This is a genomic window from Kribbella sp. NPDC055071, from assembly GCF_053608045.1.
In genome coordinates this window covers 535,237-561,331 of the sequence record NZ_JBSGUS010000001.1, presented here as the reverse complement: position 1 = coordinate 561,331, position 26,095 = coordinate 535,237, and the positions used below count along the sequence as shown (strand labels likewise).

Below are 26,095 nucleotides of genomic sequence, written 5' to 3'. Positions count from 1 at the left end.
CGTGGCGAGCCCTGCGGGTCAGCCGAAACCGCGGACCCGGAACTGCATGACGCGGTACGGCCAGCCGGCATCGGTGTTCCACTGGCTGACCGAGAGGTGGAGGTCGCTGAGCGTGGAGCCGGGGATGACGTAGCCGCCGTACAACTGGGCGACGTGGTTGCCGTCCTCCGAACCCCAGGCGCCGCCGTAGATCAGGGTCTGCCGGTACGCCGTGTACAGGTTGGACGTCGGCGTGTCCATGATGATCCCGTCGATGCGGTAGTCGCCGGCGTTGAACCAGGTCAGGACCCACTTCCCGCCGAGCGGCCGCAGGCTCAGCTCGCCGAAGCTGCCGGTCAGGATCGGCGTGGCCGGGTTACCCCAGGCCCAGACCCCGTCGCGGAAGCCCCACGGTTCGTAGGCCGCCGGGTTCGCGATCTGGTCGCTGCGGACGCGCTTCAGGATGATCGGCTTGTCGCGCTGGAACCCGGTCGAGTAGACGTACACGTAGCCGTCGTTGCCCTCACCCCAGGTGAGGAGCTGGAAGAGTCCGCCGTCGAGGTTCGGGTCGAATTTCGCGCCGGTGTGATACCAACTGGCGCCTGAGTCGTCCGAGCGCCAGATCTCGGTCCAGACGACGTTGCCGAGACCCTTGTTGACCATCGCGTGCAGGTACATCGAGCCGCCGATGGTGATCACGTCCGACGGCAGGACGGTCGAGAAGACGGGGTTGTCGTGGTCGTACGCCCAGAGCTGTTGGGCCGCCGCTCCCCCGACCGCACCGGACCACTTCACCCCGCCGTTCAGGTCCGTTGTCGTCGACCACAACGCGACCGGCGAGCGCCACCAGCCGCCACCGACCGTGGGCTGCTCGAAGGTGTCGCCGAACATGAAGAGCAGCCGGCCGTCCGGCGTACGCACCGGAATCCCCAGGTCGGTCGCCGCCATCCGGAAGCGATCGGTCAGGCCTGGGCCGGTGAGGTCGGCGACCTTGTTCGTGGTGATCGCCTGGCTCGTCGCCAACGCACGACCTGGTACGGCGGCCAGAACACCCGCGCCGAGTGTCGCGCGCAGGAACGTGGATCGCTTCATCACTGCAACTCCCAGGGGGCGACTGTGGAGAATCTGTGGGGAATCGATTGCCCGCCTACCGTGCCGCAAGCATCCGGTGAAGTCAATCGGTGACGAGGACGGAAGCCAGTTGGGTGAATTGCTTGCGCTGGGTGGCATTGAGGCGCTTGGTCCGCTCGGTGACGCGGCGGGTCACCTCGGCCTCCCCCTGTTCGGCGAGCCGGCGACCGGCGTGGGGTGAGCCGGCGCGGCCCGGTGAACGGGTGGTGCTGACGGTTCAGTCCTTGCCGGTGGCAACTGGGCGGGTGGGGTCGGTGATCCACTCGGACCAGGAGCCGATGTAGACGGTGGCTGGGAGGCCGGCGGTTTCCAGGGCGAGGGCTTCGTGGGCTGCTGTTACGCCGGAGCCGCAGTAGACGCCTACCTGGGTGTCTGGGGTGACGCCTAGTTTCTTGAAGCGTTCGCGGAGGTCGGCGGCGGGGAGGAAGTGGCCGTCCGCTGCCACGTTTGCTGTGGTGGGCGCGTTGGTGGCGCCGGGGATGTGGCCGGCTACTGGGTCCATTGGTTCGACTTCACCGGCGAAGCGTTCGGGGGCGCGGGCATCCAGCAGTACGCCGGCCTTCGTGATCTCCACGGCCCCAGCTGCGTCCAGAAGCGGCAGATGGCCCGGCGTCGCGATGAACCCGCCGGAAACGTCACCCGTGGTGCCGTCGGGTGGGAGCTGCGTGGTGGTTTCTCCTCCGGATGACTTCCAGGCGGCTAGGCCGCCGTTGAGGACTCTGACGTTGGGGAGGCCGAAGTAGCGGAAGATCCACCAGGCTCGGGCTGCGGCCATGGAGTTGGCGGCGTCGTAGACGACGACCGTGCTGTCTGCGGTGACGCCGGCGCGGCGGAGGGTGGTGGTGACTGTGGTTGCTTCGGGCAAGGGGTGGCGGCCGGGGCCGGGCGGGCCGGCCAGTTCGGTGTCGAGGTCGACGAAGTGGGCACCGGGGATGTGGCCGGCGTCGTACGCGTCGCGGCCGGGTGGGCCGGCCAGGTTCCAGGTGACATCGATCAGGACCGGGGTCTCGTCCAGCGCGCGCAGCTCGTCGACCGAGATCAAGGGACTCATGACAGCGACTCCTCCGAACGGCAGTAACCCGATGCCGTGAGCCTAGCTCCCGGCTCCGCCGCCGAATGGCAGCACCTCGGGCGAGAGGGTGGCTCGGGCTCGTGCCTGGGTGAGGCGGCGGCGGTGGTGACGCCGGCAGAGCACCTCGTACGAGATCTCGTGGTCGCGGGTCTCCATGTCGCCCACCACCAACTGCTCCCCCTCGGTGACCATCTCGCCGCCGATCGTGCGGGCATTGTGAGTAGCCCGCTCGCCGCACCAGCACAGCGCCTCGACCTGCAGCAGTTCCATCCGGTCCGCAAGCTCGACCAACCGAGCCGACCCAGGAAAGAGCGTGGCCCGGAAGTCCGTCAGGATGCCGAAGCAGAACACATCGATCTGCAACTCGTCGGCCAGCCGCGCCAACTGCTCGATCTGCAGCGGGCTGTAGAACTGCGCCTCGTCACACACGACGTAGTCGATCCGCCCACCCTGGGTCAGCTCGCCGACCACGTAGTCCCAGAAGTCGAAGTCCGGCCGCACCTCAACCGCCTCGGCAGCCAGCCCGAGCCGCGACGAAAGCACCGACTCCCCGGCCCGGTCATGGCTGGTGAAGATCCGCCCGAGCCGCCCACGCGCCTTGTGGTTGTGATCCATCTGCAGCGCCAATGTCGACTTACCGCAGTCCATCGTCCCAGTGAAATACAACAGCTCAGCCACGGGGGCACATCCTGCCAAGTCAACGGTTCGGGTCACACTTCGGGGGGCGGGTTGGGGAAAGTGGGGGTGGGCGGTTTGAATGGGTCGTGCGCAAAGCTCTGGTTGTTTTTGTGGTGGCCTGTTTGACGGCCGCTGTGGCCACCTTGCCGGCTGTTGCGGTGCCGGTGCGGGTGGAGGCAGGGCTCCGTGCGTACTTCGTCATCACCGAACCGGGTCAGACCGGCAAGGTCACCGGTGCGGTCAGTTCGAACGGCGGTGCCGTCTACGCCACGTACGACGCGATCGGCGTGATCGTGGCGCACTCGGCGGCCGGTGACTTCGCTGCCAAGATGCGCAGCGTCGCGGGCGTCCAGAAGGCGGGCGCGACCCGGACCACGGATCTGCCCGCGGACGCGGCCAACCCGGCCATCCCGGCGCAGGTCCCCGAAGCCGCGGTCACCGCGCCCGAGACGGACCGTGCTGACATGACGCAGATCGGAGCCGACCAGGCCTGGGAGAAGAACCAGGGCTCCAAGACCGTGACCGTCGGCGTCCTCGACACCGGCGTGGACGACCAGCACCCGGATCTGAAGGCGAACTTCGACGCGACCAAGTCGGTCTCCTGCGCGTACGGCAAGGCGGATAGCCGCCCGGGTGCGTGGCGGCCGATCGCCGAGCACGGGACGCACGTGGCCGGCACGATCGCGGCCGCGAAGAACGGCGTCGGTATGGTCGGCGTCGCACCCGGCGTGAAGGTGTCATCGATCCGGATCGCCGAGGCCGGGAGCGAGTTGTTCTTCCCGGAGAACACGGTCTGCGCGTTCATGTTCGCCGCCGACAAGGGTGTCTCGATCACCAACAACAGCTACTACGTCGACCCGTGGCTGTTCCTGTGTCCGTCGGACCCGGACCAGGACGCGATCTCCGAGGCCGTCCGCCGAGCTGTCGCGTACTCCGACTCCAAAGGGGTCGTGAACGTGGCCGCGGCCGGCAACGACGACTACAACCTGGCCGACAAGTCCAACGACACCAGCAGCCCGGACGACGTGCCGACTCCGACCGAGCGGACCGTCACGAACGACTGCATCAGTCTCCCGACCGAGCTGCCGAACGTGGTCGTCGTGGCCTCGGTCGGCCCGACCAGCATCAAGTCGCAGTTCTCGAACTTCGGCGAGAACAAGATCAACCTCGCCGCCCCGGGCGAGGGCGTCTACTCGACCGTCCCCGGTGGCGGCTACAAACTGCTCGAGGGTACGTCGATGGCCTCGCCGCATGTCGCGGGTGTCGCGGCCCTGATCCGCAGCCTGAACCCGAAGCTGAATCCCGCCCAGGTGCGGGCCCAGCTAGCCAAGCAGGCCAACGATCTGCCGTGCCCGCCCGGCGCTTCCGGTCAATGCGACGGCTCGGCCGCCAACAACTCGTTCTACGGCGAAGGCCTGGTCGACGCCGCCGAGGCGGTGGGCGCTGCACCCGCGCAAAGGAATGGCGCGCTCACGATCACCGAACCGGGCGAACAGCTCGGAGTCGGCGGCGTACCGGCCATCCCCCTGCTGATGAAGGGCACCGGCGGCACCGGCGACATCAGCTACACCGCGGTCGGCCTGCCGCCCGGCCTCACCATCAACACCGAGCGCGGCTGGATCACCGGCGTCCTCACCCCCGGCTCCGGCCGCTACAAGGTGACGGTCACAGCCCGCGACGGCCAGGCCAAGACCGTCCAGTCCAGCTTCTTCTGGAACGTCTGGAGCTTCTAACCCGCGTCGACGAGCAGCGGAACCAGCATCTCGTCCTCCGTCAGTGACCCGTGCTGGCCGATCAGCCCGGCCTCGTCCGGGTACCGGCGGCTCGCCACGAGCCCGACAGGACCGAGCGCGGCAACCACAACGTCACCGATCCGCGGCGCTACCCGCTCCTCGACCGCGCCGAACCAGCCACGCCCGATCGCGTCCTCCCGACTGAGCACGATCGCCCTCTCCCCCAGCCGCTCCTGGTACGTCGCAATCACGTCGGCTTGAGCTCCGTCGACGCAGTACAGATGCCGGAAGCGAGACTCGCCCCCGATGAGTCGCACTCCGTCGGTCAACGCCGGCTCGGCGTCCAGGTCGACCCGATGCTCCGGCGTCACGTCGACCATCCCGTGGTCGGCAACGATGAGTAGTACGGCATCGCGTGGCAACGCGGATCGGACCTGCGATGCGAAGGAGTCGATCGCACCCAACTCCTTCCGCCACTGCCACGACTCGCAGCCCTGCGAATGACCGGTGTAGTCCAACTGGGAGTCGTACACGTACACCATCGACGAACTGCCCTCACGGCTCGCGAACCGGGTCGCATCCAGCCGATCCTCGATCGTGTCCGCCCCGCGATGCTTACTCCCCCGGAACGCCGCAGTCGTCAGGCCGGACGAGTCGAACCGTGCCTTGCTGACATTGCGGGTCGCAACTCCGGCCGCGGCCATCCGCTCGAAGACGGTCTGGTGCGGCTGCCAACGGCGTGGATCGACCGGTGCGTCCCACTGCAGTGCATTCAGCAACGCACCGGTCTCCGGAACGATCGACGTGTAGCCGACGATGCCGTGCGCCCCCGGCGGAAGCCCGGTGCCCAGGCTGGTCAGGCTCACCGCGGTCGTCGAGGGCACTCCGGCGGTCAGACTGCGACCGGCCGGCAGGAGCGACGCCATGTACGGCGCTGCATCGGCGTGGCGCTGGAGCAGGTTCCACCCCAGTCCGTCCAACAGCAGCACGGCGTACCGCGAAGCAGGGGGCAGTCCCAGCACGTTGTCCGAGTCGGGGACCGACAGCGCACCGGCGACAGACGGCAGGACGTCGGCGAGCGATCCACCCCCGTACTGCGGGGTGACGGGCGCGATCACGACGCTACTTGCTGGTCGCGAACGACAGAGCCTTCGCGAACTCGAGCACCTGCTGGATGCCGGCCGGACCGTCGGCGGCGGCGCTGATCCGGAGCGAAATGTCGTCGGCCGCGACCGAACCGGTGTAGCCGTGGTCGGCCTCGCAGTTCGGGTCAGCGCAGACCGCGGGCTCCAGGTCGATCCGGTTCACCATGCCCCAGCCGATCGTGAGCACGACCTCGCCACCACCGGCCACCGCCGGGTCGGACTTGCCGGAGGCGTAGCCGGCCGGATTCGGGACGACGCGGTTCACGACCACCGCGTTCACCCGGTGCAACGGGATCGCCTCGGTCGAGGTCGACGCATACGGCGCCCGGATCAGCTCGTCGGCCGCGTGCTCGTCGGTGTGCCCGACGATCAGCCGGCTCGGGGTCAGCGCCAGGATCGTGATGTGGCGCCGGACCTCGTCGCGGTCGAACGTCGGCTCGTGCTGCAGCATGAACGCGCGGATCGGTTCGCCGGCGATCGCCACCGCGAGCGAATCCGTCACGACATCGGGGTAGTAGCCACACCGGTCGATCGCCTCGCGCAGAGATGCGGATGCGTCCGCGAGCTCCGGTGTATTCAGGTCACGCATGCTCACATCCTTGCACGGTCCGCAGCCTGGGCCGATTTCCCCTTGTGGACAACCTCAACCTGTGCTGTCCCCAACCCGGGCACGACCTGGGGACACCCCGGAGATCAGTTCGCGCTCGCCTTCCGCAGCACGGGCGCACCCGCGGCACCGGCCACCGCGACCAGCACGAGTCCGGCGAGGACCTGGCCGATCAGGAGCAGTACGCCGGAGTTTCCTTCCGTGATGACCTTTCCACCGCTCAAGGCAAGTCCACACAGCGCACCGAAGCCGACAACGGGCAGTCCGACGCCGAGCACGGGTACGACGGCCGCCAGCCGCGCCGACCGCTCGATGACGCGCAACTCCACCCCGGACCGCCGCAGCGCACGGGCGGGAGCCGCCTGGTCCAGCGCCGTACCAACTGCCCCTGCTGCTGTGGACGCGGCAACCGTCAGGAACACGAGTCCGAGCAGCAGCGCCACACCGATCCGCATGTCGTGGAAGGACGGGTCGTCGTCCCCCGGCGGCATGAAGACCGAGATGAACCCGGTGACGAACCCGGCCAGCACCAGCGCCGCCACGGGCCGGAACGCACCCTTCGGATCATCAGCGAGGCGCCGACCGGCCAACAACGCCACCGGACCGTTGGCGAGGTTAGCCATCGTCTTACCGATCACCTGCACGGCAAAGGGACCAATGATGCGTACGGCGAGTGCCGCGAACCCCACTCCGATCAGCAAGGGAATGATCGCGGCCTGCATCCCGTAGTACCCGAGAATGAGCGGACCGATCACCAGGAATCCCAGCCGCAGCCAGCTGGTCGCCTTGCGCGTCTGACCGCGTACGACGCCCAGCGGGGTGATGCTGACCCGACCGAGCCCGATCAACGCGCTGATCACCGACAGAACCGGCACTGCGGCCAGTACGACGAGCACAGTCCACCAATTGACCGTGATGTCGTGCACGTACCAACGTCCGCCACCCAGCGGAATGCGGGCGATCAATGGACTGAGCAGTGTGTAACCGACCAGTCCGACCACCGCACCGGCGAGAGCCAGGACGGCTTGTTCCACAGCACTCAGCCAGAGCACCTGCGTTCTGGTGGCACCCGCGAGGCGGAGTGCGGCCAGCCGGTGCTCACGACGCTTTGCCGCCACACCAGCGGCCTGACCGACCAGGCTGAGAATCGGGAACAGTACGAGCGTGATTCCGAAGGCCACTGCGATCAGCAGGCCTAGCATCCGGCTGTCCCACACGTCCTCGTTCCAGCTGCTCACATAGCGCGGTTCACCGGCGTGGAACGAGTCGACGCCGTGGATGACGACGTACTCCTCGGGCGATGAAAGACCCGCGGAGCTGATGATTCCGGTCGGCTTGTCGACGCCGTACTGCTGACTGAAGCTGGACCAGTTCTTGGCGACCTCGGGTGATACGAACACCTCACCTGGCTTGGGTGTGTGGTCGAGGCCGGGTGGTGGCGGGAGCTGGTTCGGCCGTAGCGTGCGGAGGTCGATGCTGACCAACTGGTGGCCGTTGACGGGCTTGTCCGCAAGCGTCATCGCGCCGATCGCTGTTGCCGGGTCGGCCCGGTCCGCCTGGCGCCAGCCGATCCGATCCGAGCGATGTGCGAGCCCGAGCGAACCGGCGATCAGGAACGTGACCAGCAGCGCGACGACCGCGGTCGCGCCGAGCGCGGCAAGGTTGGCGGCGCGCCCGCCAGGACCCGGGCGACGGACGAACCGCAGCCCGAGCTCAGTCATCGGATTCATCGTCCGGCCCCCATCGAGACGCTCACCCGGCCGTCGACGATCTGGAGGACCCGATGGCAGCGCGCCGCGACGGCGTTGTCGTGGGTAACGACGACCACGGCCGCGCCGCGGTGGGTCGCCGCTCCAACGAGAAGATCGATCACCTGCGAGCCGGTGGTCGCGTCGAGCGCGCCGGTCGGCTCGTCGGCAAAGACGACCTGCGGCTCGCCGACCAGCGCACGGGCGATCGCCACGCGCTGCGCCTGGCCACCGGACAGCTCACCCGGACGACGCCCAGCCTCCGCGGCCAGCCCCACCTGCGCGAGCATCATCCGCGCCCGCCCGACCGCGTCCCGCCGGCTCAGCCCGTCCACCATCAACGGCAGCGCGACGTTCTCGTCCGCGGGCAACTCGGCGAGCAACTGGTTGTCCTGGAAGACGAAGCCCAGCCGGCGCCGACGCAACACCGTCCGCGCGGCGTCGTTCAGCTTGTCGACGCGCTCACCGCCCAGCCACACCTCGCCCTGATCCGGCGTCAGGATGCCGGCCAGGACGTGCAGGAGGGTGGTCTTGCCGTTGCCGCTCGGGCCCATCACCGCGAGCGCCTCACCAGCCCGGACGCCGACATCCACACCGGCGAGACCGACCACCTCGCCGTAGTACTTGACCAGGCCGTGACCGCTGAGGACGACCTGTGGTTGGGGACTCTGGAAGCTCATGCCCCAGAGCCTTCCGTGAACCGGCAGCCGCAGCGTCGGCCCAGGGACCGGTCTTGCCGTCGTCTTCCAGCATCGTTCGACGACCGCACGTACGACTGGGGTCGTAGATCAGTCTGTCCGGAAGGCCGACGGATACGTGTCCCGGTAGCTCGGGATGGCACCGGCCGGTGTCTCGACCGACTCGGCGGCCAGAACGGCGTACACGATCGCGCGCGTCAACGATCTGGCGCCGGCGGCGTAGACGGCTTCCAGCTGCCCGAGCGCGGTCGAATCGGTCACGCTCAGCCGCGGCCGGTCGTCGTCCTCGATCCGCGTCGACAGCGCGAAGATGCTGTCACCGTCGACCAGCGTGTGGATCGGGTCGATGGCACGGGCCAGCCCGTCGTGCGCGATCATCGCCATCCGCTTCGTCGCGGCCTTGTCCAGCGGTACGTCGGTCGCCACCACAGCGATCACCGTGTTCATCGAAGGCCCCGGGATCAGGTTGCGCCCGGGCGCGGCCGGCGGCGCGGGCTCGGTCGGTGTGCGCAGGTGGGCGAACTCGTCCCCCAGCCCGTAGCGGGCGCCGTACAGGTTCCCGTCGGCGTCGACCGCCGAACCGGCGGCGTTCACGATGACGAGCGCGCCAACCGTCGTACCGTCGTCGAAGCGGACACTCGCCGAGCCGACGCCGCCTTTCAGCGACCGGACCCGGGCTCCGGCGCCGGCACCATGGTTGCCCAGGGCAACAGGTCCGTCGGTGGCGGCGGCGATTGCGTCGGCACCCCAGGACGGCTCCGGCCGGGCCTTGAAGCCACCGCCGCGGCCGAGGTCGAAGAGCACTGCCGTCGGCACGATCGGTACGACGTCCTTCTCACCCTGACCCACGCGGACACCCTGACCGCGCTCCTCGAGCCAGCGCATCACACTGCCGGCCGTGTCGAGCCCGTACGCGCTCCCGCCGGTCAGCACGATCGCGTTGGCGCCCGGATTGGAATTCACCGGGGAGAGCAGGTCCGTCTCGCGCGTGCCCGGCGCACCACCACGGGCGTCGACACCGGCCACGGCGGTGGTGGGGATGTGGACGACCGTCGTACCGGTCAGGTACGGCGCATCCACGCGCTCGACCTGTCCGACCAGCACGCCGGGGACATCGGTGATCGCGTTCAACGGACCAGGCTTCATCGTCGAGCTCCCTCACCAATAAATACGTTGCTTCCGACATTAGCGTGGAAGGTATGAACGCCGATCAGCTCTGTGGATTGCTGGCCGAGCCGTCGAGGCTGTGGGTGTACTCCGCTGTCGTCCTCGGCGCCACCACACCCCAGCAGGTTGCCGGCAGCACCGGCCTCCCCGCGCCGGTTGTCGTGAAGGCACTGCAACGGCTGACCAACGGCGGACTGATCACCGCCGTCGGAACGGAACTGCAGGCCGACGAAGCGGTGTTCAAGGACGCGGTGCGTGAGCGCCGTCCGGAGTGGGTGCCGCTCGATCCGGATCCGGTCCGCGACAACGTCCTGAGGGCCTTCATCCGCGATGGTCGCCTGACCCACTTCCCGACCATTCCGGCGAAGTTCGAGATCGTGCTCGAGCATCTCGTCAGTGGCTTCGAGCCCGGCCGTAGCTATCCGGAGTCCGAGGTCAACGAGATCCTCGGCCGGTGGCACGACGACTACGCGACGCTGCGGCGGCAATTGGTCGACTACCGGCTGCTTCGTCGTACCGACGGCGTCTACTCCAGGAGCTAGGTCAGCCGGCGGGCTGGGGCGTCCTGGCGGGGCTTCTCGTTCGGGGCGACCCGGATGGTCGTGTCCAGGACGGTCGCGCCCTGGACCGCGACCAGGACCGAGCGAAGGTCCAACTGCACGACCTCCTCCAGGTCGAGCGTCAGGCGCGACACGCGGTGCAGCAAGTCCTCGATCGCGGAGATGTCCACGGGATCGGAGCCGCGGTAGCCGTACAGCAACGGCGCCGCGCGGACCTCGCGGACCATCTCCGCAGCATCGCGCGTGGTCAACGGCGGCATCCGGTACGAGCGGTCGCCCAGCAGGTCGGTCGCGACACCGGACAGGCCGAACGTCACCACCGGCCCGAACGACACGTCCTCCTGCGCCGCGATCACCACCGGCACCCCAGGCGGCGCCATCTTCTGTACAACGAACTGCGCGCGGGCCGGATCCGACGCGACCCCGAACGTCTGCGTCATCTCCGCCCAGGCCGCCCGCATGTCCTCCTCGTCGTGGATGTGCCGCCAGATGTCGGCCAGGTCCGGCCGCATCCGCCACTGTTCGGCCGTCGCCTTGAGGATCACCTCGAAGCCGAGGTCCGCGGCCCGCGCGACGGCCTCGTCCGCGGTCAGCACCGGGAACGCCGGCAGGATCGGGATCCCGTAGAAGCTCAGCAACCGCAGCCGATCGGCATCCTCCAGATCGGCGCCCTGCGGATGACGCTGCAGGAACTCGGCGACGAAGTCCTCGGCCCCCGCGGTGTCGACGTCGGGCAGGTCCGGGATCCGGCTGTCCGATCGCCGCCGCCACTCCGCGTACTGCGTCGCCTTCGCCAGCGCGCCGACGGCGTACTGCGGATTGAGGAACGACGGGATCGATCCGCGCGCGGCACCGCCGTCGCCATCCGGCACACGCAGCTCGGCCGGCACACTCCGGGACGCGAGGAACGTCGTGACCACCGGCTTCTTCGAACCCGCGGCCGCCGCGGCCAGGGCCTGCGCGACCTCGGCGCCGTTCGACTGCACCGGCGGCGTGTAGATCACGACGATCGAGTGCACCCGCTCGTCGGCGAACACCTCGGCCAATGCCGCACCGAAGTCGGCCGCGGTCGCGTCCGCGCTCAGGTTGCGCGGCTCCCCGGCCAGGTCCAGTCCGCGCTCGGCCATCGTGTCGAGCGCGAGCAACGTCAACGCGTCGGAGTTGCTGACGATCGCGACCCGGCGACCCTTCGGCAACGGCTGGTGCGCGAGCAGCTGGGCGACGTCGAAGAGCTCGCCGGTGGTGTCGACCCCGATCAGACCGCTCTGCCGGAACATGGACTCGATGGTTGCTGGCGGCAACTGACTGCGCCGGACCATCTGCCCGAGCGGAACCCCCTGCGTCGAGCGGCCCGACTTCAGCGCGACCACCGGCTTGCGGCCGGCCAGGCGGCGCGCGACCCGGCTGAACTTGCGCGGATTGCCCAGCGACTCCAGGTAGAGCAGCACGACCTCGGTCGCCTCGTCGGAGTACCAGTACTGCATCAGGTCGTTGCCCGAGACATCCGCCCGGTTCCCGGCCGAGACGAAGCTGGACAGCCCGAGACCACGCCGCACCATGTCGGCCAGGATCGGGACGCCCAGCGCGCCGGACTGGCAGAAGAACGCGACCCTCCCCCTGCTCGGCATCAGCGGGGACAGCGTCGCGTTCAACGACACTCCCGGGGCGGTGTTGATCACGCCCAGCGCGTTCGGCCCGATCACCCGCATGCCGTAGGACCGCGCGAGGCCGACCAGATACCGCTGCCGCTTCCGGCCCTCGTCCCCGATCTCCGCGAACCCGCTCGACACCACCACCAGGCCGCGCACACCCTTGGCCGCGCAGTCGAGCACGACGTCGGCCACCATGTCGGCACGTACGGCGACCACCGCCAGATCGACCGTGTCGTCCACCTCACGGATCGTCGGGTACGCCGGGACGCCCTCGATCTCATCGGCTTTCGTATCGGTGTTCACGGCGTACAGGCGACCGGGGAAGCCACCGTCGCGCAGGTTACGCAGCAGCGCGTTCCCGATCGTGCCCTCACGTCGGCTCGCACCGATCACGGCGACGCTGGCCGGCGTGAGCAGCCGCGCGATCGACAGCGCCTCGGACCGCTGCTCGCGGGCCTGCATCACCCCGAACGACGTGTCCGTCGGCGCGATGTCGAACTCGACCACGATCACGCCGTCCTCGAACTCGCGCGCGACCTTGTAGCCCGCCTCGGTGAAGACCGTGATCATCTTGCGGTTGTCCGGCAGCACCTCGGCGACGAACCGGCTGATGCCGTTCTCCCGGGCTGCCTGGGCCAGATGCTCGAGGAACAGCTGACCCAGGCCGCGGCCCTGGTGAGCGTCCTCGATCAGGAACGCGACCTCCGCCGTACGCCGTCCGGTCCGTTCGTACCGGCCGACGCCGATCATCTCGTCACCGACCGTGACGATCAGCGCGAGACGGTCGTGGTAGTCGACCTGCGTGAACCTCGCCACATCCCGGTCGGACAGCTCCGGATACGGCGCGAAGAAGCGGTAGTACTTCGATTGCTCGGAGACCCGGGCGTAGAAAGCGACCAGGAGCTCCGCGTCCGCGGGCGTGATCGGCCGCAGGTGCGCGGTCGCGCCGTCCCGCAGGACGACGTCGGCCTCGTACTCGGCCGGATATCCGTCCGGCTGGTGCGGGTCATACTGGTCGGACAGACTCACCCGGCCAGCGTACTCAAACAGTCACCTCGGAGGTCAGGAATTTGGTCGCGCGGATCGCGCCGGTGCTGGTCTTCCTGATCGCTGTGACCGTGATCGCCGAGCTGGCCGACAAGGCCAAGGTGTTCGATGTTGCTGCCCGTGAGGCGGCACACCTCGCCCGCGGGCGAGTCTGGCGGCTCTGGTTGCTGGTCGTCGTGCTGGCGACGGTGCTCACGATCGTCCTATCGCTGGACACCTGCGCGGTGCTCCTGACGCCGGTCGTCCTGGCGATGGCGCGGCAGCTCGACGTACCCCCGAAGCTCTTCGCGTTCACCACGGTCTGGCTGGCGGGTACAGCGTCGCTGCTGCTGCCAGTGTCGAATCTCACCAACCTGCTGGCGCTGCACCAGTTCCGCCAGTTGGACGCGAGCTACCTGAGCTTCAGCTGGCGGCCGGCGATCGTCGCGATCGTGATCACGGTCGCGGTGCTGGCCGTGCTGTTCCACCGGGAGCTGCGCCGGTCGTACGTCGTACCCGCGGCGCCGGAGGTGGACGACAAGGTGCTGTTCTGGGGATCGACCGCCGTCTGCCTGCTGATCGGACCGGCGTTCGTGTCGGGAGTTGAGGTCGCGTACCCGGCCAGTGCGGGCGCGATCGTGCTGGTCGTGCTGTTCGCGGTTCGACAGCGCAGCGCGCTGCGGTGGTCCCTGGTCCCGGCGAAACTGGTGATCGGAGTGGCCGCACTCTTCGCCGTCGTCGCGTTCCTGAGCGCCCACGGACTCGAGACGCTGCTGACCCGGATCGCCGGAACCACCTCCGAGCTGCGGTTGAGCGTGACCGCGGCCGTCGGCGCCAACCTGGTCGACAACCTCCCGGCGTACCTCGCGATGGAGCCGGTCGCCTCCAGCGACCCGCACCGCATGATGGCCCTGCTGATCGGAGTCAACTGCGGCTGCCTCCTGACCCTCTGGGGATCGCTGGCCACCCTCCTCTGGCGAGCCCGCTGCCGCGCCGCCGACGTCCACATCTCCTGGTGGTCAGTCCTCTGGCGAGGCCTGATCCTGACCCCCCTAGTCCTAACCGGCACCATCCTCGCGCTCTAGCGGCCCGGCTCAACGCACATGTATTGCGTCCGAAGGGGCAGGGGCGGGTGCGGCGCGTTTACTGATGGGTAGTCGTTGGGCAATAGTGCGGTCATGAGTTCAGCGGAGAGCCCAGTGGAGAGCACCGAACAGAGCACGGCCGAGGTCACCCGGGAGTTTCGGGCCGCGCGGGACTTTCTGATCGCGCAACGCGAGGACTACGAGACGGCGTACCGGGACTTCAGCTGGCCGGTCTTCGAGCGGTTCAACTGGGCACGGGACTGGTTCGACGCGCTCGCGGTGGAGCAGCCCGAGGTCGCCGCGCTGACGATCGTCGAGGCCGATGGCGAGGTCAACTCGCGGACGTACGCCGAGATGGCCGAGCGATCCCGTCAGGTGGCCGGTTGGCTCACCCAGGCGGGAGTGTCGCCGGGCGACCGCGTACTGATTGTGCTCGGCAACCAGATCGAGCTGTGGGAGACCATGCTCGGCTGCATCCGCGCCGGCGCGGTGATGATCCCCGCGACCACCCTGCTCACCGACGCCGACCTCGCCGACCGGATCGCCCGCGGCCACGTCCGCGCCGTCGTCACCACCAGCGCACAGGCCGAGAGGTACGCCGGAATCGCGGACGACTGCATCCGCGTCGCGGTCGGCCCTTCGGTCGAGGGCTGGCTGAGCTACGACGACACGATCGCCTACGACGGACCGGTTCCCGAGGTGGACACCGCGGCCGACGACTCACTGCTGTTGTACTTCACCTCCGGTACGACGAGTCAGCCCAAGCTGGTCGAGCACACCCAGGTCAGCTACCCGGTCGGGCACCTCTCGACCATGTACTGGATCGGCCTCCAGCCCGGCGACGTCCACCTGAACGTGTCATCCCCCGGCTGGGCGAAGCACTCCTGGAGCAACGTCTTCGCACCGTGGAATGCCGGCGCGACCGTCTTCCTCTACAACTACACACGGTTCGACGCCGAGAAGATGCTGCAGGTCCTGCAGACGTACGGCGTGACCACGTTCTGCGCGCCGCCGACCGTGTGGCGGATGCTGATCCAGGCCGACCTGTCCGCCGTGCAGGTCCGGATCCGGGAGTGCATCTCGGCCGGTGAGCCACTCAACCCCGAGGTGATCGAGCAGGTCCGGGCTGCCTGGGACATCACCATCCGCGACGGCTACGGGCAGACCGAGACGACCGCGCAGATCGGCAACCCGCCGGGTCAGCCGGTCAAGCTCGGGTCGATGGGCCGCCCACTGCCCGGGTACACGATCGCGCTGATCGACCCGACCACGGACGCGATCGGCGACGACGGCGAGATCTGCATCGAGCTGGCTCCCCCGCCGGTGCCGCTGATGCGCGGCTACCGCGACGCCGAGGAGCTGACCGCCGAGGTCACGCGCGGCGGTTTCTACCACACCGGTGACGTCGCGAGCCGGGACGCGGACGGCTACATCACCTACGTCGGCCGGTCCGACGACGTGTTCAAGGCCAGCGACTACCGGATCTCGCCGTTCGAGCTGGAATCGGTGCTGATCGAGCATCCCGCGGTCGCCGAGGCAGCCGTCGTACCGTCGCCCGATCCGGTCCGGCTGGCGGTGCCGAAGGCGTACGTCGTCCTCGCGGCCGGCCGTGAGCCGTCGCGTGAGCTGGCCGCCGAGATCCTGCAGTTCTGCCGGGAGCATTTGGCGCCGTACAAGCGGATCCGACGACTCGAGTTCGCCGAGCTGCCGAAGACGATCTCCGGGAAGATCCGGCGGGTCGAGCTGCGCGACGACGAGGCGGTCAAGGTGTCGAACGGTACGCACGGGGAGTACGCGTACGACGAGGCCGACTTCAAGGAAGAGTGATGTCGCTCGACACCGGCCTGGGCTGGTCGGCCGTCGTCGTTCTGCCCCTGCTGATCGCGATCGGCGTCGGAGCCTCCCGGTACGCCGGTCTCCATCACGACAAGGGGATCGTCACCGCGGCCCTGCGCGCGGTGGTGCAGCTGGCCGCGGTCGGCGCGGTCGTCGGGGTGGCCCTGCAGCACACGCTGGGTGCGATCGCGTTCGTGCTGCTGATGTTCGGGGTCGCGACCTTCACCAGCACCCGGCGGCTTCACTCCACCGCCGCGATCCCCGGTCAGTGGATGTACTGCGCGGCCGCGATCGGCAGCGGTGCGCTCGTCGTACTGCTGCTGCTCATCCTCCCGGGCGTCGTGCCGCGCAACCCGGCCACGATCCTGCCGACGGGCGGCATCATCGTCGGCGGCGCGATGACCGCCACGACCCTCGCCGGCCGGCGGGTGCTGAACGAGTACGGGACGCGGTTCGGTGAGTTCGAGGCGGGCCTGTCGATCGGTTTGCTGCAGCCGGACGCGTTCAAGCTCGTGGTCGGCCCGGTCGCGGGCGACGCATTGCTTCCGGCCCTCGATCAGACCCGCACGGTCGGGCTGGTCTCGCTGCCCGGCGCGTTCGTCGGCATGGTCCTCGGCGGCGCGTCACCGACCGCAGCCGCCGCGTTGCAGCTGGTCGTCCTCATCGGCCTGATCGCCGCCGAGGCCATCGCCATCCTCGTCATCACCGAGCTCCTGTCCCGCGCCCAGCTGCCCGACGGGCGTACGGTGCATTCATGACCGATGACAAGACCCTCCTCAGCCGGATCGACGAGCTGGTCGCCGAGGAGCACGAGCTCCGCACCAAGCACGCCGCCGGCCAGATCGACGACACCGACGAGCACGCTCGCCTGCGCGCCCTCGAGGTCGAGCTCGACCAGTGCTGGGACCTGCTCCGCCAGCGCCGCGCCAAGCGCGAGTACGGCGACAACCCCGACAACGCCCAGCCACGCTCGGCCGACACGGTCGAGGGCTACCTCGGGTAGTTCGCGCGTCAGGAAGCGCCCCAGAAATCTGCCCCAGAATCTGCCTAGAATCCCCGCAGTTTCGCCGGGGTGATCCGGATCAGGACCGAGTACGACGCGTGGAACTGGTCCGGACTCATCCCGAGCCTGGTGATGTCGTCGGCGTACTTGGAGTTGTAGGCAGCCAGGGCCCCGCCGGAGATCGGGGCCGGGTCGATGGCCGCCGTACCGGAGATGACGCCGACCTCTCCCCCGCTGTGGGTCGCGTTGAAGTTCACCGCCACCTGGGGGTGCCGTTCGATATGGTGCAGCTTGGCCTTGTCCGGCTGGGAGCTGATCAGGATCTCGTCGTCGTACCAGAGGAACCACACCGGCTTCGGAGCTGGGGTCCCGGTGGCGCCGACGGTGGTCAGCCAGACCACCACTTCCTCATCCAGCTGTCGTGCGATCCGCTTCCCGAAATCCGTGGACGTGTCGATGGTGAACATCGGAGCCTTCCGCAGTGAGGGTCAGGACGGACCGAGACGCCCCCACTCGATCGCCGGGCAATGGTTCATCACCATGGTCAGGCCGGCTGCGGTCGTGCGGTCGTAGGCGTCCTGGTCGACTACATCCAGCTGGAACCACACCGCCTTCGCGTTGATTCCCACTGCCTGGTCCGCGATCTCGCCGGCCAGGTCGGAGCGGACGAACACATCGACACAGTCGACCGGGAACGGGATGTCCGCGAGCGTCGCATACCCCTGCTCGCCGTGCACGGTCTCGGCGGACGGATGCACCGGCACGATCCGTTTCCCATGGGCCTGCAGAAATCGCGCCACGCCGTACGCCGCCCGGCTCGTATTGTTCGACAAGCCGACTACGGCCCAGGTCTCGCAGTCGGCCAGAATCTTGCGGATATCAGCATCCATACCTAAATCGTCGCTCGCCGACTCAACCGCGCAGGTAGGTGAGGACGGCGGAGACCCGGCGGTCCAGACCGTCGTCGAGCTGGAGCTTGGCGAAGATGTTCCCGACGTGCTTGCGGACGGCGGCTTCGCTCACCACGAGTTGGTCGGCGATCGACGCGTTCACGCGGCCCTCGGCCATCAGCGCGAGCACCTCCAGCTCGCGCGGGGTGAGGGCCGCGAGAGGACCATCGTTGCGGCGGCGCGCGAGCAACTGCCGGACCACTTCGGGATCGACCACGGTCCCGCCGCTCGCGACGCGATCCAGCGACTCGAGGAACTCCGCGACATGCCCGACCCTGTCCTTCAGCAGGTAGCCGATCCCACCGGTCGTTGTCTCGAGCAACGTCGACAGGTACGCGTCGGCGACGTACTGCGACAGCACCAGAATTCCGATCGACGGGAGCTCGGCGCGGATCGCCGCGGCCGCCCGCAGGCCCTCGTCGCTGTGCCCGGGCGGCATCCGTACATCGGTGATCACCACGTCCGGCGGCTCTTTCCGTACGACGGCCAGCAGAGTGTCGCCATCGCCGACGGTGTCGCGTACTTCGTGACCAGCGCGGTCCAGGATGCTGGCCAGCCCCTCCCGCAGCAGCAGCGAGTCTTCGGCCAGCACGATGCTCAGTCGCCGAGGCGGCACGGGCACTCCATCCTCAATCGAGTCGGCCCTCCAGGTGGGCTGTCGATGACGAGTGTGCCTCCCAACGCGTCCAATCGGGTCACCAACCCGGTGAGTCCGGTCCCGGCGCCGAGCTTTGCTCCACCGATCCCGTCATCGGTGATGCCGACGACCAACAGGTCCCGCTCGATCCATCCGATCACCTCACCACTGGTGGCCTGCGCGTGCTTGGCCACGTTCGCGAGGGTCTCACTGACGACGAAGTACGCCGCGGCCTCGATCGGCGGGGGTAATCGTCCGGGCAGCGACATCTGCACCCGCACCGGCAACGGCATCCGGTCGGCGACCTCCCGAACGGCAGCCTCCAGCCCCAAGTCGACCAGCACCCGCGGGTGGATCCCACGCACCGCCTCCCGAAGATCCGCGAGCGCCGCCTCGGCCTCGGCGTGGGCCTTCACCACCAACCGCCGGCCCTCTCCTTGCGGCAGGTCGAGCTCGGCCAGCCCGAGCGTCATCGTGAGCCCGACCAGTCGTTGCTGGACGCCGTCGTGCAGGTGCCGCTCGATCCGGGCCCGCTCGGTCTCGAACGCGTCGACCAGGTCGAGCCGGGACCGGCGCAGCTCGGCGACGTGCCGCTCCAGCTCCTCCTGCCGGGGTCCGAGCATGGCCTTCGCCAGCGACGCCTCGGCCGCGGCGACAACGCCGATCGCGTACGAGCTCACGATGAAGAACGGCGGGCCGAAGGCCACCAGGAAGATGAGCCCTTCCCAGGCGGTGTCGAGAGTCCACGGGCCCATGCCCATCGCGTCGGTGTCCGCGATCAGCGGGGCGGCCAGGGTGACGCCCAGGACGGTCGCGCTGAACCCGGCGAACGCGAGGCTGATCGGCCACAGGAAGACGCCGAGCACGAAGCTGTACCCGAGTGCGCGCATCGAGGCCTGCTCGCGGCGGCGGTACTTCAGTTTCTCCCGGAAGGAGAGTCTGGCCGGGAGCTTCGGGTGCGGGCTGCTGATGCCGCCGCTCAGCATCTGTCCGGCGCGGGCCCGCTCGAGCCAGCCGACCCCGGCTCCGATCAGCGGGAACGCCATCCACAGCACGATCCCGATCACGATCGGGCTGAGCACGGCGCTCACCGCCGCGGCGGCCAGGAGGACCGAGAGGGTCACTGCACCGAGCGGCACCGAGGTGAACAGGTAGAGGTAGCTGCGCCACGGCCACGAAGAGATCAGGTACCGCGGCGACGCCAGCGCTGCCCAGCCCGACCTCGGGCTGGAGCGCTTTTGGTTGCTCGTCGCGGTTGCTTCCACCCAGCCAACCCTAGGTCCGCGACCCCCGCCAGGACGGTAGCGTCCGCGCTACTCCAGGTGTCTACCGTGCGCCCGGGTGCGAAGCGTCGTACGGCGGTTGGCTGGAACCATGACCACCACTGCCCCGACGTACTCGAGCGTCGTACCCACTCAGGGCCCGGCCTTGTTGCTGGACGGCATCACGAAGACGTACCGCTCCAAGGCCGGAGCCGTCGACGCGTTGCGAGGGGTGACCTATCACTTCGCCCGCGGCTCGTTCACCGCGGTGATGGGAGCGTCCGGCTCCGGCAAATCGACGCTGTTGCAGTGCGCGGCCGGGCTCGACAAGCCCACCAGCGGCAGCGTCGTGCTGGGTGGAGTGGAGCTCAGCGGGCTCAACGAGGTCGCGCTCACCAAGCTGCGCCGGGCCGAGATGGGGTTCGTGTTCCAGGCGTACAACCTGCTGCCCTCGCTGACGGTGTACGACAACGTGGCGCTGCCGTTGCGGCTCACCGGCCGTCGACCACGGCGCAGCGACGTACAGCGGGTGCTCGAGCAAGTCGGCCTGGACGGGAAGGCCAAGCGGCGGCCGGCCGAGTTGTCCGGCGGGCAGCAGCAGCGGGTCGCGATCGCCCGAGCCCTGATCACGCGGCCGTCGGTGTTCTTCGCGGACGAACCGACCGGCGCCCTGGACAGCGGGACGAGCCGGCAGATCCTCGGATTGTTGCGGGAGGCAACCGACCGGGACGGGCAGACCGTGGTGATGGTCACCCACGACCCGGTCGCCGCGGCGTACGCGGAGCGGGTGCTGTTCCTGTCCGACGGCCTGATCGCGGGCCACCTCGACCGGGGTTCACCGACCCAGATCGCCGCGGCGATGAGCGAGCTGGAGGGCTGATGTTCTACCTGAGCCGCCAGACGATCAGTCGGCATCGATCGCTGTACGCCGGATCCTTCGTCGCCCTCGCGGTCGGGGTGTTCTTGCTCGGGCTCGCCGCCACTGCGACGGCCGCCACCATCGCGTACGACGGACCGGCGGCATCGAAGATCAGCGTGATGACGCTGGGCAGTAGCGAGGTGGCGCCGCAGCGAGTCAGCGTGGCCACCTCCGACGCGGATGTGTCCGGGCTGCAGACGGTCCTGAGCCTGATCGGGGTGATCAGCGGGTTCATCACGATCTTTGTGATCGCAAGCACCTTTGCCTTCGCGGTCGCGGCGCGGCGACGGGAGATCGGGCTGATCCGGCTGATCGGTGCCACCCCGGGTCAGATCCGCCGCATGGTTCTCGGTGAGGCCCTGATGGTTGCTGTCGCGGCGTCGCTGACGGGAGCGGGGCTGGCCCAGCTCGCCACGCCGTTGCTGCTGCGGAAGGCGTCGTACACCGAGCTTGCGCCGGTGAAACTCGAGCCGGCCTCGCCATGGCTGCCCTTGTCGATCGCGGTGGCGGCCGGGCTGCTGGTGGCGATGCTTGGCGCCCGGTCGGCCGCGCGGCGAGCGGGACGGGTCGGACCGATCGATGCCTTGCGCGAGGCGGCGTTGGAGCCGCCGCAGATCGGTCCGGTGCGGATCGTCTTCGGGCTCGTCTTTGTCGCCGGTTCGATCGTGATGTTGTCGCTGATCAGGCCGTCGTCGGGCGACGGCGTCGTACCGCTGTCGATGTTCACGCCGATGGTGATGGTGATCGGGCTGACGCTGCTCGCGCCGCTGATCGTGCCATGGATCAGCCGGGTGTGGGCGCAGCCGCTGGTCGCGTGGACGCGGGTGTCGGGTCGGCTCGCCCGAAGCAACGTGGTCGCCGCCCCGCGGCGGAGCGCGTCGCTGGCAGCGCCGATCCTGGCCATCTCGGCGATCGCGGGTTCGATGGTGCTGAGCCTCAGCTTCGCCGCCGACAGCGCGGGCGCGTCGATCCGGGACGCCGTGCAGGCACCGATCGTGGTGACGCAGGCCGGCGACCTGTCCAAGGTTGCGGGCGTGGGGGCTGTCGATGCCGGTATCCCGCTCCAGCTGATCCGGATCAGCCAGGACTACGCCCAGCTCGAGGATGCCGAAGGTATCGATCCTGCGGTCGCCGTCACGACGCGACACCTCACAGCGATCGCCGGTGACCTGAGCAAACTGTCCGGAAATACCGTTGCCATCGGCAAGGAATCGGCGGGCTTCGAGAACTACCACGTCGGCGACGAACTGCCGGTGACCTTCCTGGACAAGACCGCGGCGAAGCTTCGGATCGTCGCGATCGTTCCGGATGCGTTCGGCGTGAATCCGCAGTTCCTCCTGCCGCTCGAGCTCGCCCGCGAGCACGCGCCGACCACGAAGCCCGACCGGATGTTCGTCCTGCCCGCGGACGGGGTCCCCGCGAACGAGTTGGTTGGCAGGATCGATCACGCCGTACCTGCCGACGAGTGGGAGGCGGAGCAGGCAGCCGGGGTTCGCCAGGGCAACCAGTTCGGGCTGATCCTCTTGCTCGGTCCAGCCGCGCTCTACAGCGCTATCGCGATCGCCAACACGCTGCTGATGGGCAGCCTGCAGCGGCGGCACGAATTCATCACCTCGCGGCTGCTCGGGGCCACGCCCGCGCAGATCCGCCGGATGGTGCTGTGGGAGTCCTCGCTGATCGGCGCCGCCGCGCTCACGCTCGGTACGGCGATCACGATCACCGTCGGGATCCTGATCCGGCATGCGATGACGTCAGGTGTGGCCGACGTACCGGTCACCGTGCCTTGGACCATCCTGCTGGGGATCGGAGCGGTCTGTCTGATCCTGGCGGTAGGGTCCGCTCTGGCCCCGACGACGTACATCCTGCGCCGGTCGCAGCCGTCCGCGGCGGTGGAGTAGACCAGTATGCGGCGGCGCTGAGTGACGCGACAGGCGGAGGGCGGGTCGTAGCGGGCAAACGTGAGTTCACCAGGGACAATAGGCACGGCGCCGAACCGTCGCGACGCCGTACCGGTTTTGATCGAGGAGTTCGTAGACCCGCATGGCACGTCGTTCCAGCACCACCGCCGAGCCCGAGGACTTCGAGGAGCGCATCCTCGACGTCGATGTCTCCGACGAGATGCGCAGCAGCTTCCTGGAGTACGCCTACTCGGTGATCTACGCCCGGGCGCTGCCGGACGCGCGGGACGGGCTGAAGCCGGTCCAGCGCCGGATCCTGTTCTCGATGTCGGAGAACAACATCCGCCCCGACCGCGGTCACGTGAAGAGCGCCCGCGTCGTCGGTGAGGTCATGGGTAAGTACCACCCCCACGGCGACGGCGCGATCTACGACGCCCTGGTCCGCACCGCCCAGCCCTGGTCCATGCGCGTCCCCCTGATCGACGGCCACGGCAATTTTGGATCTCTCGACGATGGTCCGGCGGCCATGCGATACACCGAGTGCCGGATGGCGCCGCCGGCGATGGCGATGACGATCGGGCTCGACGAGAACGTTGTCGACTTCCGGCCGAACTACGACGGTCAGGAGACGGAGCCGGCGGTGCTGCCGGCCGCCTTCCCGAACCTGCTGGTCAACGGTGCCACTGGGATCGCGGTCGGCATGGCCACCAACATGGCCCCGCACAACCTGGTCGAGGTGATCCAGGCACTGCGGCACCTGATCAAGACGCCGTCGGCCGACCTGGACGACCTGATGCGGTACATCCCCGGGCCGGACCTGCCGACCGGCGGCAAGATCGTCGGCCTGGAGGGTGTGAAGGACGCCTACGCCACCGGCCGCGGCAGCTTCAAGATGCGCGCCACCGCCCGGATCGAGAACGTCACGCCCCGGCGCAAGGGCATCGTGGTCACCGAACTGCCCTACACGGTCGGGCCGGAGAAGGTGATCGAGAAGATCAAGACGCTGGTCCAGTCGAAGAAGCTGCAGGGCATCGCCGACGTCAAGGACCTCACCGACCGCACCCACGGCACTCAGCTGGTGATCGAGGTCAAGAACGGCTTCGTCCCCGAGGCCCTGCTGGAGCAGCTCTACAAGCTGACCCCGCTCGAGGACTCGTTCTCGATCAACGCGGTCTGCCTGGTCGACGGCCAGCCGCGCACGCTCGGCCTCAAGCCGCTCCTGGAGGTCTACCTCGACCACCGGTACGACGTGGTCCGGCGGCGCAGCGAGTTCCGCCGGAAGAAGGCCCAAGACCGGCTGCACATCGTCGACGGCCTGCTGATCGCGATCCTGGACATCGACGAGGTCATCCAGATCATCCGGTCCAGCGACGACGCGGCCGCCGCGCGGGTCCGGTTGATGGACATCTACGACCTGACCGAGGTGCAGACCAACTACATCCTCGACATGCCGCTGCGTCGGCTGACCAAGTTCTCGAAGCTAGAGCTGGACACCGAGAAGGGCGAGCTCGAACGCGAGATCGAGGCTCTCACCGCGATCATCGAGGACGAGTCACTGCTGAAGAAGATGGTTTCCGACGAGCTGGCCGAGGTCGCCAAGACCTACGGCACGCCGCGGCGGACCGTCCTGCTGGAGTCGTCCGGCGCGACCAAGACCGCGGCCGTGCCGCTCGAGGTCAGCGACGACCCGTGCTGGATCCTGATGAGCACGACCGGCCTGCTTGCCCGGACGAACGGCGTGGAGCCGTTCGGCACCGGAGACACCCGGGCCAAGCACGATGCAATCATCTCCGCGGTGAAGAGCACGGCACGCGGTCAGTACGGGCTGATCACGAGCACCGGCCGGCTGATCCGGCTCGAGTCGCTCGATCTCCCCGCCGTACCGACGACCGCGAACGCGCCGAACCTGCAGGGTGGCGCGCCGATCGCGGAGTTCGTGTCGCTGGAGCCCGGCGAGAAGGCCGTCGCGCTGACCACGATGGATCCGGACTCGGTCGGCGTCGCGCTGGGGACGACGGGCGGCGTGGTGAAGCGCGTCGTACCGGACCACCTGAGCAACCGCGACTCGTGGGAGATCATCCGGCTGAACGACGACGACGAGGTGATCGGCGCGGTCGAGCTGACCACGGGCGACGAGGCGTTGTGCTTCATCACGTCGGACGCGCAGCTGCTGCACTTCCCGGCCTCGGCAGTGCGTCCGCAGGGGCGGACCGCGGGCGGTATGGCCGGGGTTCGGCTGGCAGCCAAGGCGAAGGTCGTCTTCTTCGGCGCCGTCGACACCAGCCGCGACGCTGAGGTCGTCACGATCGCGGGCTCGTCGTCGGCGCTGCCGGGGACGGAGGTCGGCGCGGTGAAGGTGACGCCGTTCAGCGAGTACCCGGGCAAGGGACGCGGCACCGGTGGTGTGCGTTGCCAGCGGCTGCTCAAGGGCGAGGACGGGCTGCTGCTCGGATTCGTCGGTGCGGCGCCGGTCCGGGCGAGTGCATCGAGCGGCGCGCCGGTGGAGCTGCCGCCGATCGACCCGCGGCGCGACGGCTCCGGCGTACCGGTGGCACAGCCGATCGCGGCGTGCGCTCCCGATCTGGCAGGCTGACCCCGTGAAGAGACTGCTCGCGCTCGGCGCGGTGCTCGTGATAGCGGTGGCGGGATGCAGCGACAAGAAGGACTCCGGAAGCAACGCCGGCGCGAAGTCGGGTGACGACGCGGTCGCGCTGCTGACGTCGGCGAAGAAGAACATCGACGATGCGGCGAGCGTGCACATCGTTCTGGCCGGACGTGATCTGCCGGACAGCGCGCAGGCGCTGGTCAGCGGTGACGGCGTCGCGACGCACGCGCCCGCGTTCAAGGGCAAGCTGACCGTGCGCACCGCCGGTTCGTCGATCGACGCCGAGGTGGTCGCGGTCGGCAGCAAGGTCTACGCGAAGCTTTCGCTCACGCCCAGCTTCATCGAGCTGGCGCCTTCGCAGCTGGCCGGCCTCGGCGCACCTGACCCGGCCGTCCTGCTCGACCCGGCCAAGGGCCTCACCTCGGTTCTGCCGACGTTGAAAGACCCGAAGGTCAAAGGCGACACCCGTGACGGCGCCAAGATCCTGACCGAGGTCACCGGCGCGGTTCAGGGCAGTTCGCTGCAGGGCATCTTCCCGAAGGCGCCTGCCGACAAGGACTTCCCCAGCACCTTCAAGATCGACAAAGACACCAAGCAGCTCGCCGCCGCGACCATCACCGGCCCGTTCTACGACGGCGCCACCAGCAGCTACGACATCACCTTCGACAAGTACGGCGAGAAGGTCGAGATCACCAAGCCGTGAG

Annotated in this window: 23 protein-coding genes; 10 read left to right on the top strand and 13 right to left on the bottom strand. The window is 68.7% G+C overall.

Translation table 11 applies throughout. From position 1 onward, the window contains the following. Positions 1 to 18 precede the first annotated feature (18 nt). The 3 genes from ACWF4Z_RS02675 to ACWF4Z_RS02665 form a co-directional block, all read right to left on the bottom strand. Positions 19 to 1,071: a DUF4185 domain-containing protein gene (locus ACWF4Z_RS02675; protein WP_452241166.1), complete on the bottom strand. Its 1,053-nt coding sequence runs from the start codon at positions 1,069 to 1,071 to the stop codon at positions 19 to 21. A 256-nt stretch (positions 1,072 to 1,327) separates the two neighbouring features. Beyond that, on the bottom strand, positions 1,328 to 2,161 hold the full coding sequence (locus ACWF4Z_RS02670) for a sulfurtransferase (protein WP_452241165.1): 834 nt from the start codon (positions 2,159 to 2,161) through the stop codon (positions 1,328 to 1,330). 42 nt (positions 2,162 to 2,203) lie between these two features. Next, positions 2,204 to 2,860, bottom strand: a complete 657-nt coding sequence (locus ACWF4Z_RS02665) for a thymidine kinase (protein ID WP_452241164.1) — start codon at positions 2,858 to 2,860, stop codon at positions 2,204 to 2,206. 113 nt (positions 2,861 to 2,973) lie between these two features. On the opposite strand from ACWF4Z_RS02665, the gene ACWF4Z_RS02660 reads away from it, so the two are divergent. Then, the gene (locus ACWF4Z_RS02660; protein ID WP_452241307.1) at positions 2,974 to 4,593 is read left to right on the top strand and encodes a S8 family peptidase; all 1,620 of its coding nucleotides are present in this window, start codon (positions 2,974 to 2,976) and stop codon (positions 4,591 to 4,593) included. On the opposite strand, the gene ACWF4Z_RS02655 is transcribed toward ACWF4Z_RS02660, so the two are convergent. From ACWF4Z_RS02655 to ACWF4Z_RS02635, 5 genes are all read right to left on the bottom strand, one after another. Continuing rightward, positions 4,590 to 5,711 carry an alkaline phosphatase family protein gene (locus tag ACWF4Z_RS02655; RefSeq protein ID WP_452241163.1) on the bottom strand — a complete coding sequence of 374 codons (1,122 nt, stop codon included), beginning with the start codon at positions 5,709 to 5,711 and terminating at the stop codon, positions 4,590 to 4,592. The two genes, ACWF4Z_RS02660 and ACWF4Z_RS02655, sit on opposite strands and share 4 nt — an antisense overlap. A 4-nt stretch (positions 5,712 to 5,715) precedes the next feature. Continuing rightward, positions 5,716 to 6,327: a DUF5998 family protein gene (locus ACWF4Z_RS02650; RefSeq protein WP_452241162.1), complete on the bottom strand. Its 612-nt coding sequence runs from the start codon at positions 6,325 to 6,327 to the stop codon at positions 5,716 to 5,718. A 104-nt stretch (positions 6,328 to 6,431) separates the two neighbouring features. Then, positions 6,432 to 8,066 carry an FtsX-like permease family protein gene (locus ACWF4Z_RS02645; protein WP_452241161.1) on the bottom strand — a complete coding sequence of 545 codons (1,635 nt, stop codon included), beginning with the start codon at positions 8,064 to 8,066 and terminating at the stop codon, positions 6,432 to 6,434. 5 nt (positions 8,067 to 8,071) lie between these two features. Further along, positions 8,072 to 8,773: an ABC transporter ATP-binding protein gene (locus ACWF4Z_RS02640; protein WP_452241160.1), complete on the bottom strand. Its 702-nt coding sequence runs from the start codon at positions 8,771 to 8,773 to the stop codon at positions 8,072 to 8,074. Between the two features lie 108 nt (positions 8,774 to 8,881). Further along, complete coding sequence (locus ACWF4Z_RS02635) at positions 8,882 to 9,937, bottom strand: P1 family peptidase (RefSeq protein ID WP_452241159.1); 1,056 nt, start codon at positions 9,935 to 9,937, stop codon at positions 8,882 to 8,884. Positions 9,938 to 9,990: 53 nt separating this feature from the next. Between ACWF4Z_RS02635 and ACWF4Z_RS02630 the strand changes: the two genes are divergently transcribed. Further along, a complete protein-coding gene (locus ACWF4Z_RS02630) occupies positions 9,991 to 10,500 on the top strand; it encodes a DUF2087 domain-containing protein (RefSeq protein ID WP_452241158.1) in 510 nt (169 codons plus the stop codon). Here the strand turns inward: ACWF4Z_RS02630 and ACWF4Z_RS02625 are convergent. Further along, a complete protein-coding gene (locus tag ACWF4Z_RS02625) occupies positions 10,497 to 13,199 on the bottom strand; it encodes a bifunctional acetate--CoA ligase family protein/GNAT family N-acetyltransferase (RefSeq protein WP_452241157.1) in 2,703 nt (900 codons plus the stop codon). The genes ACWF4Z_RS02630 and ACWF4Z_RS02625 overlap by 4 nt on opposite strands. A gap of 41 nt (positions 13,200 to 13,240) precedes the next feature. On the opposite strand from ACWF4Z_RS02625, the gene ACWF4Z_RS02620 reads away from it, so the two are divergent. From ACWF4Z_RS02620 to ACWF4Z_RS02605, 4 genes are all read left to right on the top strand, one after another. After that, a complete protein-coding gene (locus ACWF4Z_RS02620; RefSeq protein WP_452241156.1) occupies positions 13,241 to 14,281 on the top strand; it encodes an SLC13 family permease in 1,041 nt (346 codons plus the stop codon). A 93-nt stretch (positions 14,282 to 14,374) separates the two neighbouring features. Continuing rightward, positions 14,375 to 16,108 carry an AMP-binding protein gene (locus ACWF4Z_RS02615; protein ID WP_452241155.1) on the top strand — a complete coding sequence of 578 codons (1,734 nt, stop codon included), beginning with the start codon at positions 14,375 to 14,377 and terminating at the stop codon, positions 16,106 to 16,108. Further along, positions 16,108 to 16,875 carry an ABC transporter permease gene (locus ACWF4Z_RS02610; RefSeq protein ID WP_452241154.1) on the top strand — a complete coding sequence of 256 codons (768 nt, stop codon included), beginning with the start codon at positions 16,108 to 16,110 and terminating at the stop codon, positions 16,873 to 16,875. Before ACWF4Z_RS02615 ends, ACWF4Z_RS02610 begins: the two co-directional genes overlap by 1 nt. Further along, positions 16,872 to 17,120: a DUF2630 family protein gene (locus tag ACWF4Z_RS02605; RefSeq protein ID WP_452241153.1), complete on the top strand. Its 249-nt coding sequence runs from the start codon at positions 16,872 to 16,874 to the stop codon at positions 17,118 to 17,120. The genes ACWF4Z_RS02610 and ACWF4Z_RS02605 overlap by 4 nt, the downstream gene beginning before the upstream one ends. Before the next feature lie 44 nt (positions 17,121 to 17,164). Here ACWF4Z_RS02605 and ACWF4Z_RS02600 read toward each other — a convergent pair whose 3' ends face one another. From ACWF4Z_RS02600 to ACWF4Z_RS02585, 4 genes are read right to left on the bottom strand one after another with little or no spacing between them, the layout of a single operon-like run. Continuing rightward, positions 17,165 to 17,587, bottom strand: coding sequence for a TIGR03667 family PPOX class F420-dependent oxidoreductase (locus tag ACWF4Z_RS02600; RefSeq protein WP_452241152.1), 423 nt, complete (start codon positions 17,585 to 17,587; stop codon positions 17,165 to 17,167). Between the two features lie 21 nt (positions 17,588 to 17,608). Continuing rightward, positions 17,609 to 18,010 carry a CoA-binding protein gene (locus tag ACWF4Z_RS02595; protein ID WP_452241151.1) on the bottom strand — a complete coding sequence of 134 codons (402 nt, stop codon included), beginning with the start codon at positions 18,008 to 18,010 and terminating at the stop codon, positions 17,609 to 17,611. A gap of 22 nt (positions 18,011 to 18,032) precedes the next feature. Continuing rightward, a complete protein-coding gene (locus ACWF4Z_RS02590; protein ID WP_452241150.1) occupies positions 18,033 to 18,686 on the bottom strand; it encodes a response regulator in 654 nt (217 codons plus the stop codon). Further along, positions 18,668 to 19,972 carry a sensor domain-containing protein gene (locus ACWF4Z_RS02585; RefSeq protein WP_452241149.1) on the bottom strand — a complete coding sequence of 435 codons (1,305 nt, stop codon included), beginning with the start codon at positions 19,970 to 19,972 and terminating at the stop codon, positions 18,668 to 18,670. Before ACWF4Z_RS02585 ends, ACWF4Z_RS02590 begins: the two co-directional genes overlap by 19 nt. 109 nt (positions 19,973 to 20,081) lie before the next feature. On the opposite strand from ACWF4Z_RS02585, the gene ACWF4Z_RS02580 reads away from it, so the two are divergent. The 4 genes from ACWF4Z_RS02580 to ACWF4Z_RS02565 all read left to right on the top strand — a co-directional run bounded on the left by ACWF4Z_RS02580 (position 20,082) and on the right by ACWF4Z_RS02565 (position 26,094). Beyond that, positions 20,082 to 20,849 (top strand): ABC transporter ATP-binding protein, encoded by a 768-nt coding sequence (locus tag ACWF4Z_RS02580; protein WP_452241148.1) that lies wholly within the window; start codon positions 20,082 to 20,084, stop codon positions 20,847 to 20,849. Next, complete coding sequence (locus tag ACWF4Z_RS02575) at positions 20,849 to 22,786, top strand: FtsX-like permease family protein (protein ID WP_452241147.1); 1,938 nt, start codon at positions 20,849 to 20,851, stop codon at positions 22,784 to 22,786. The genes ACWF4Z_RS02580 and ACWF4Z_RS02575 overlap by 1 nt, the downstream gene beginning before the upstream one ends. Positions 22,787 to 22,928: 142 nt before the next feature. Further along, positions 22,929 to 25,379 carry a DNA gyrase/topoisomerase IV subunit A gene (locus ACWF4Z_RS02570; RefSeq protein ID WP_452241146.1) on the top strand — a complete coding sequence of 817 codons (2,451 nt, stop codon included), beginning with the start codon at positions 22,929 to 22,931 and terminating at the stop codon, positions 25,377 to 25,379. Positions 25,380 to 25,383: 4 nt separating this feature from the next. Beyond that, positions 25,384 to 26,094: an LppX_LprAFG lipoprotein gene (locus tag ACWF4Z_RS02565; RefSeq protein WP_452241145.1), complete on the top strand. Its 711-nt coding sequence runs from the start codon at positions 25,384 to 25,386 to the stop codon at positions 26,092 to 26,094. The last annotated feature ends 1 nt before the right edge of the window (position 26,095 follow it).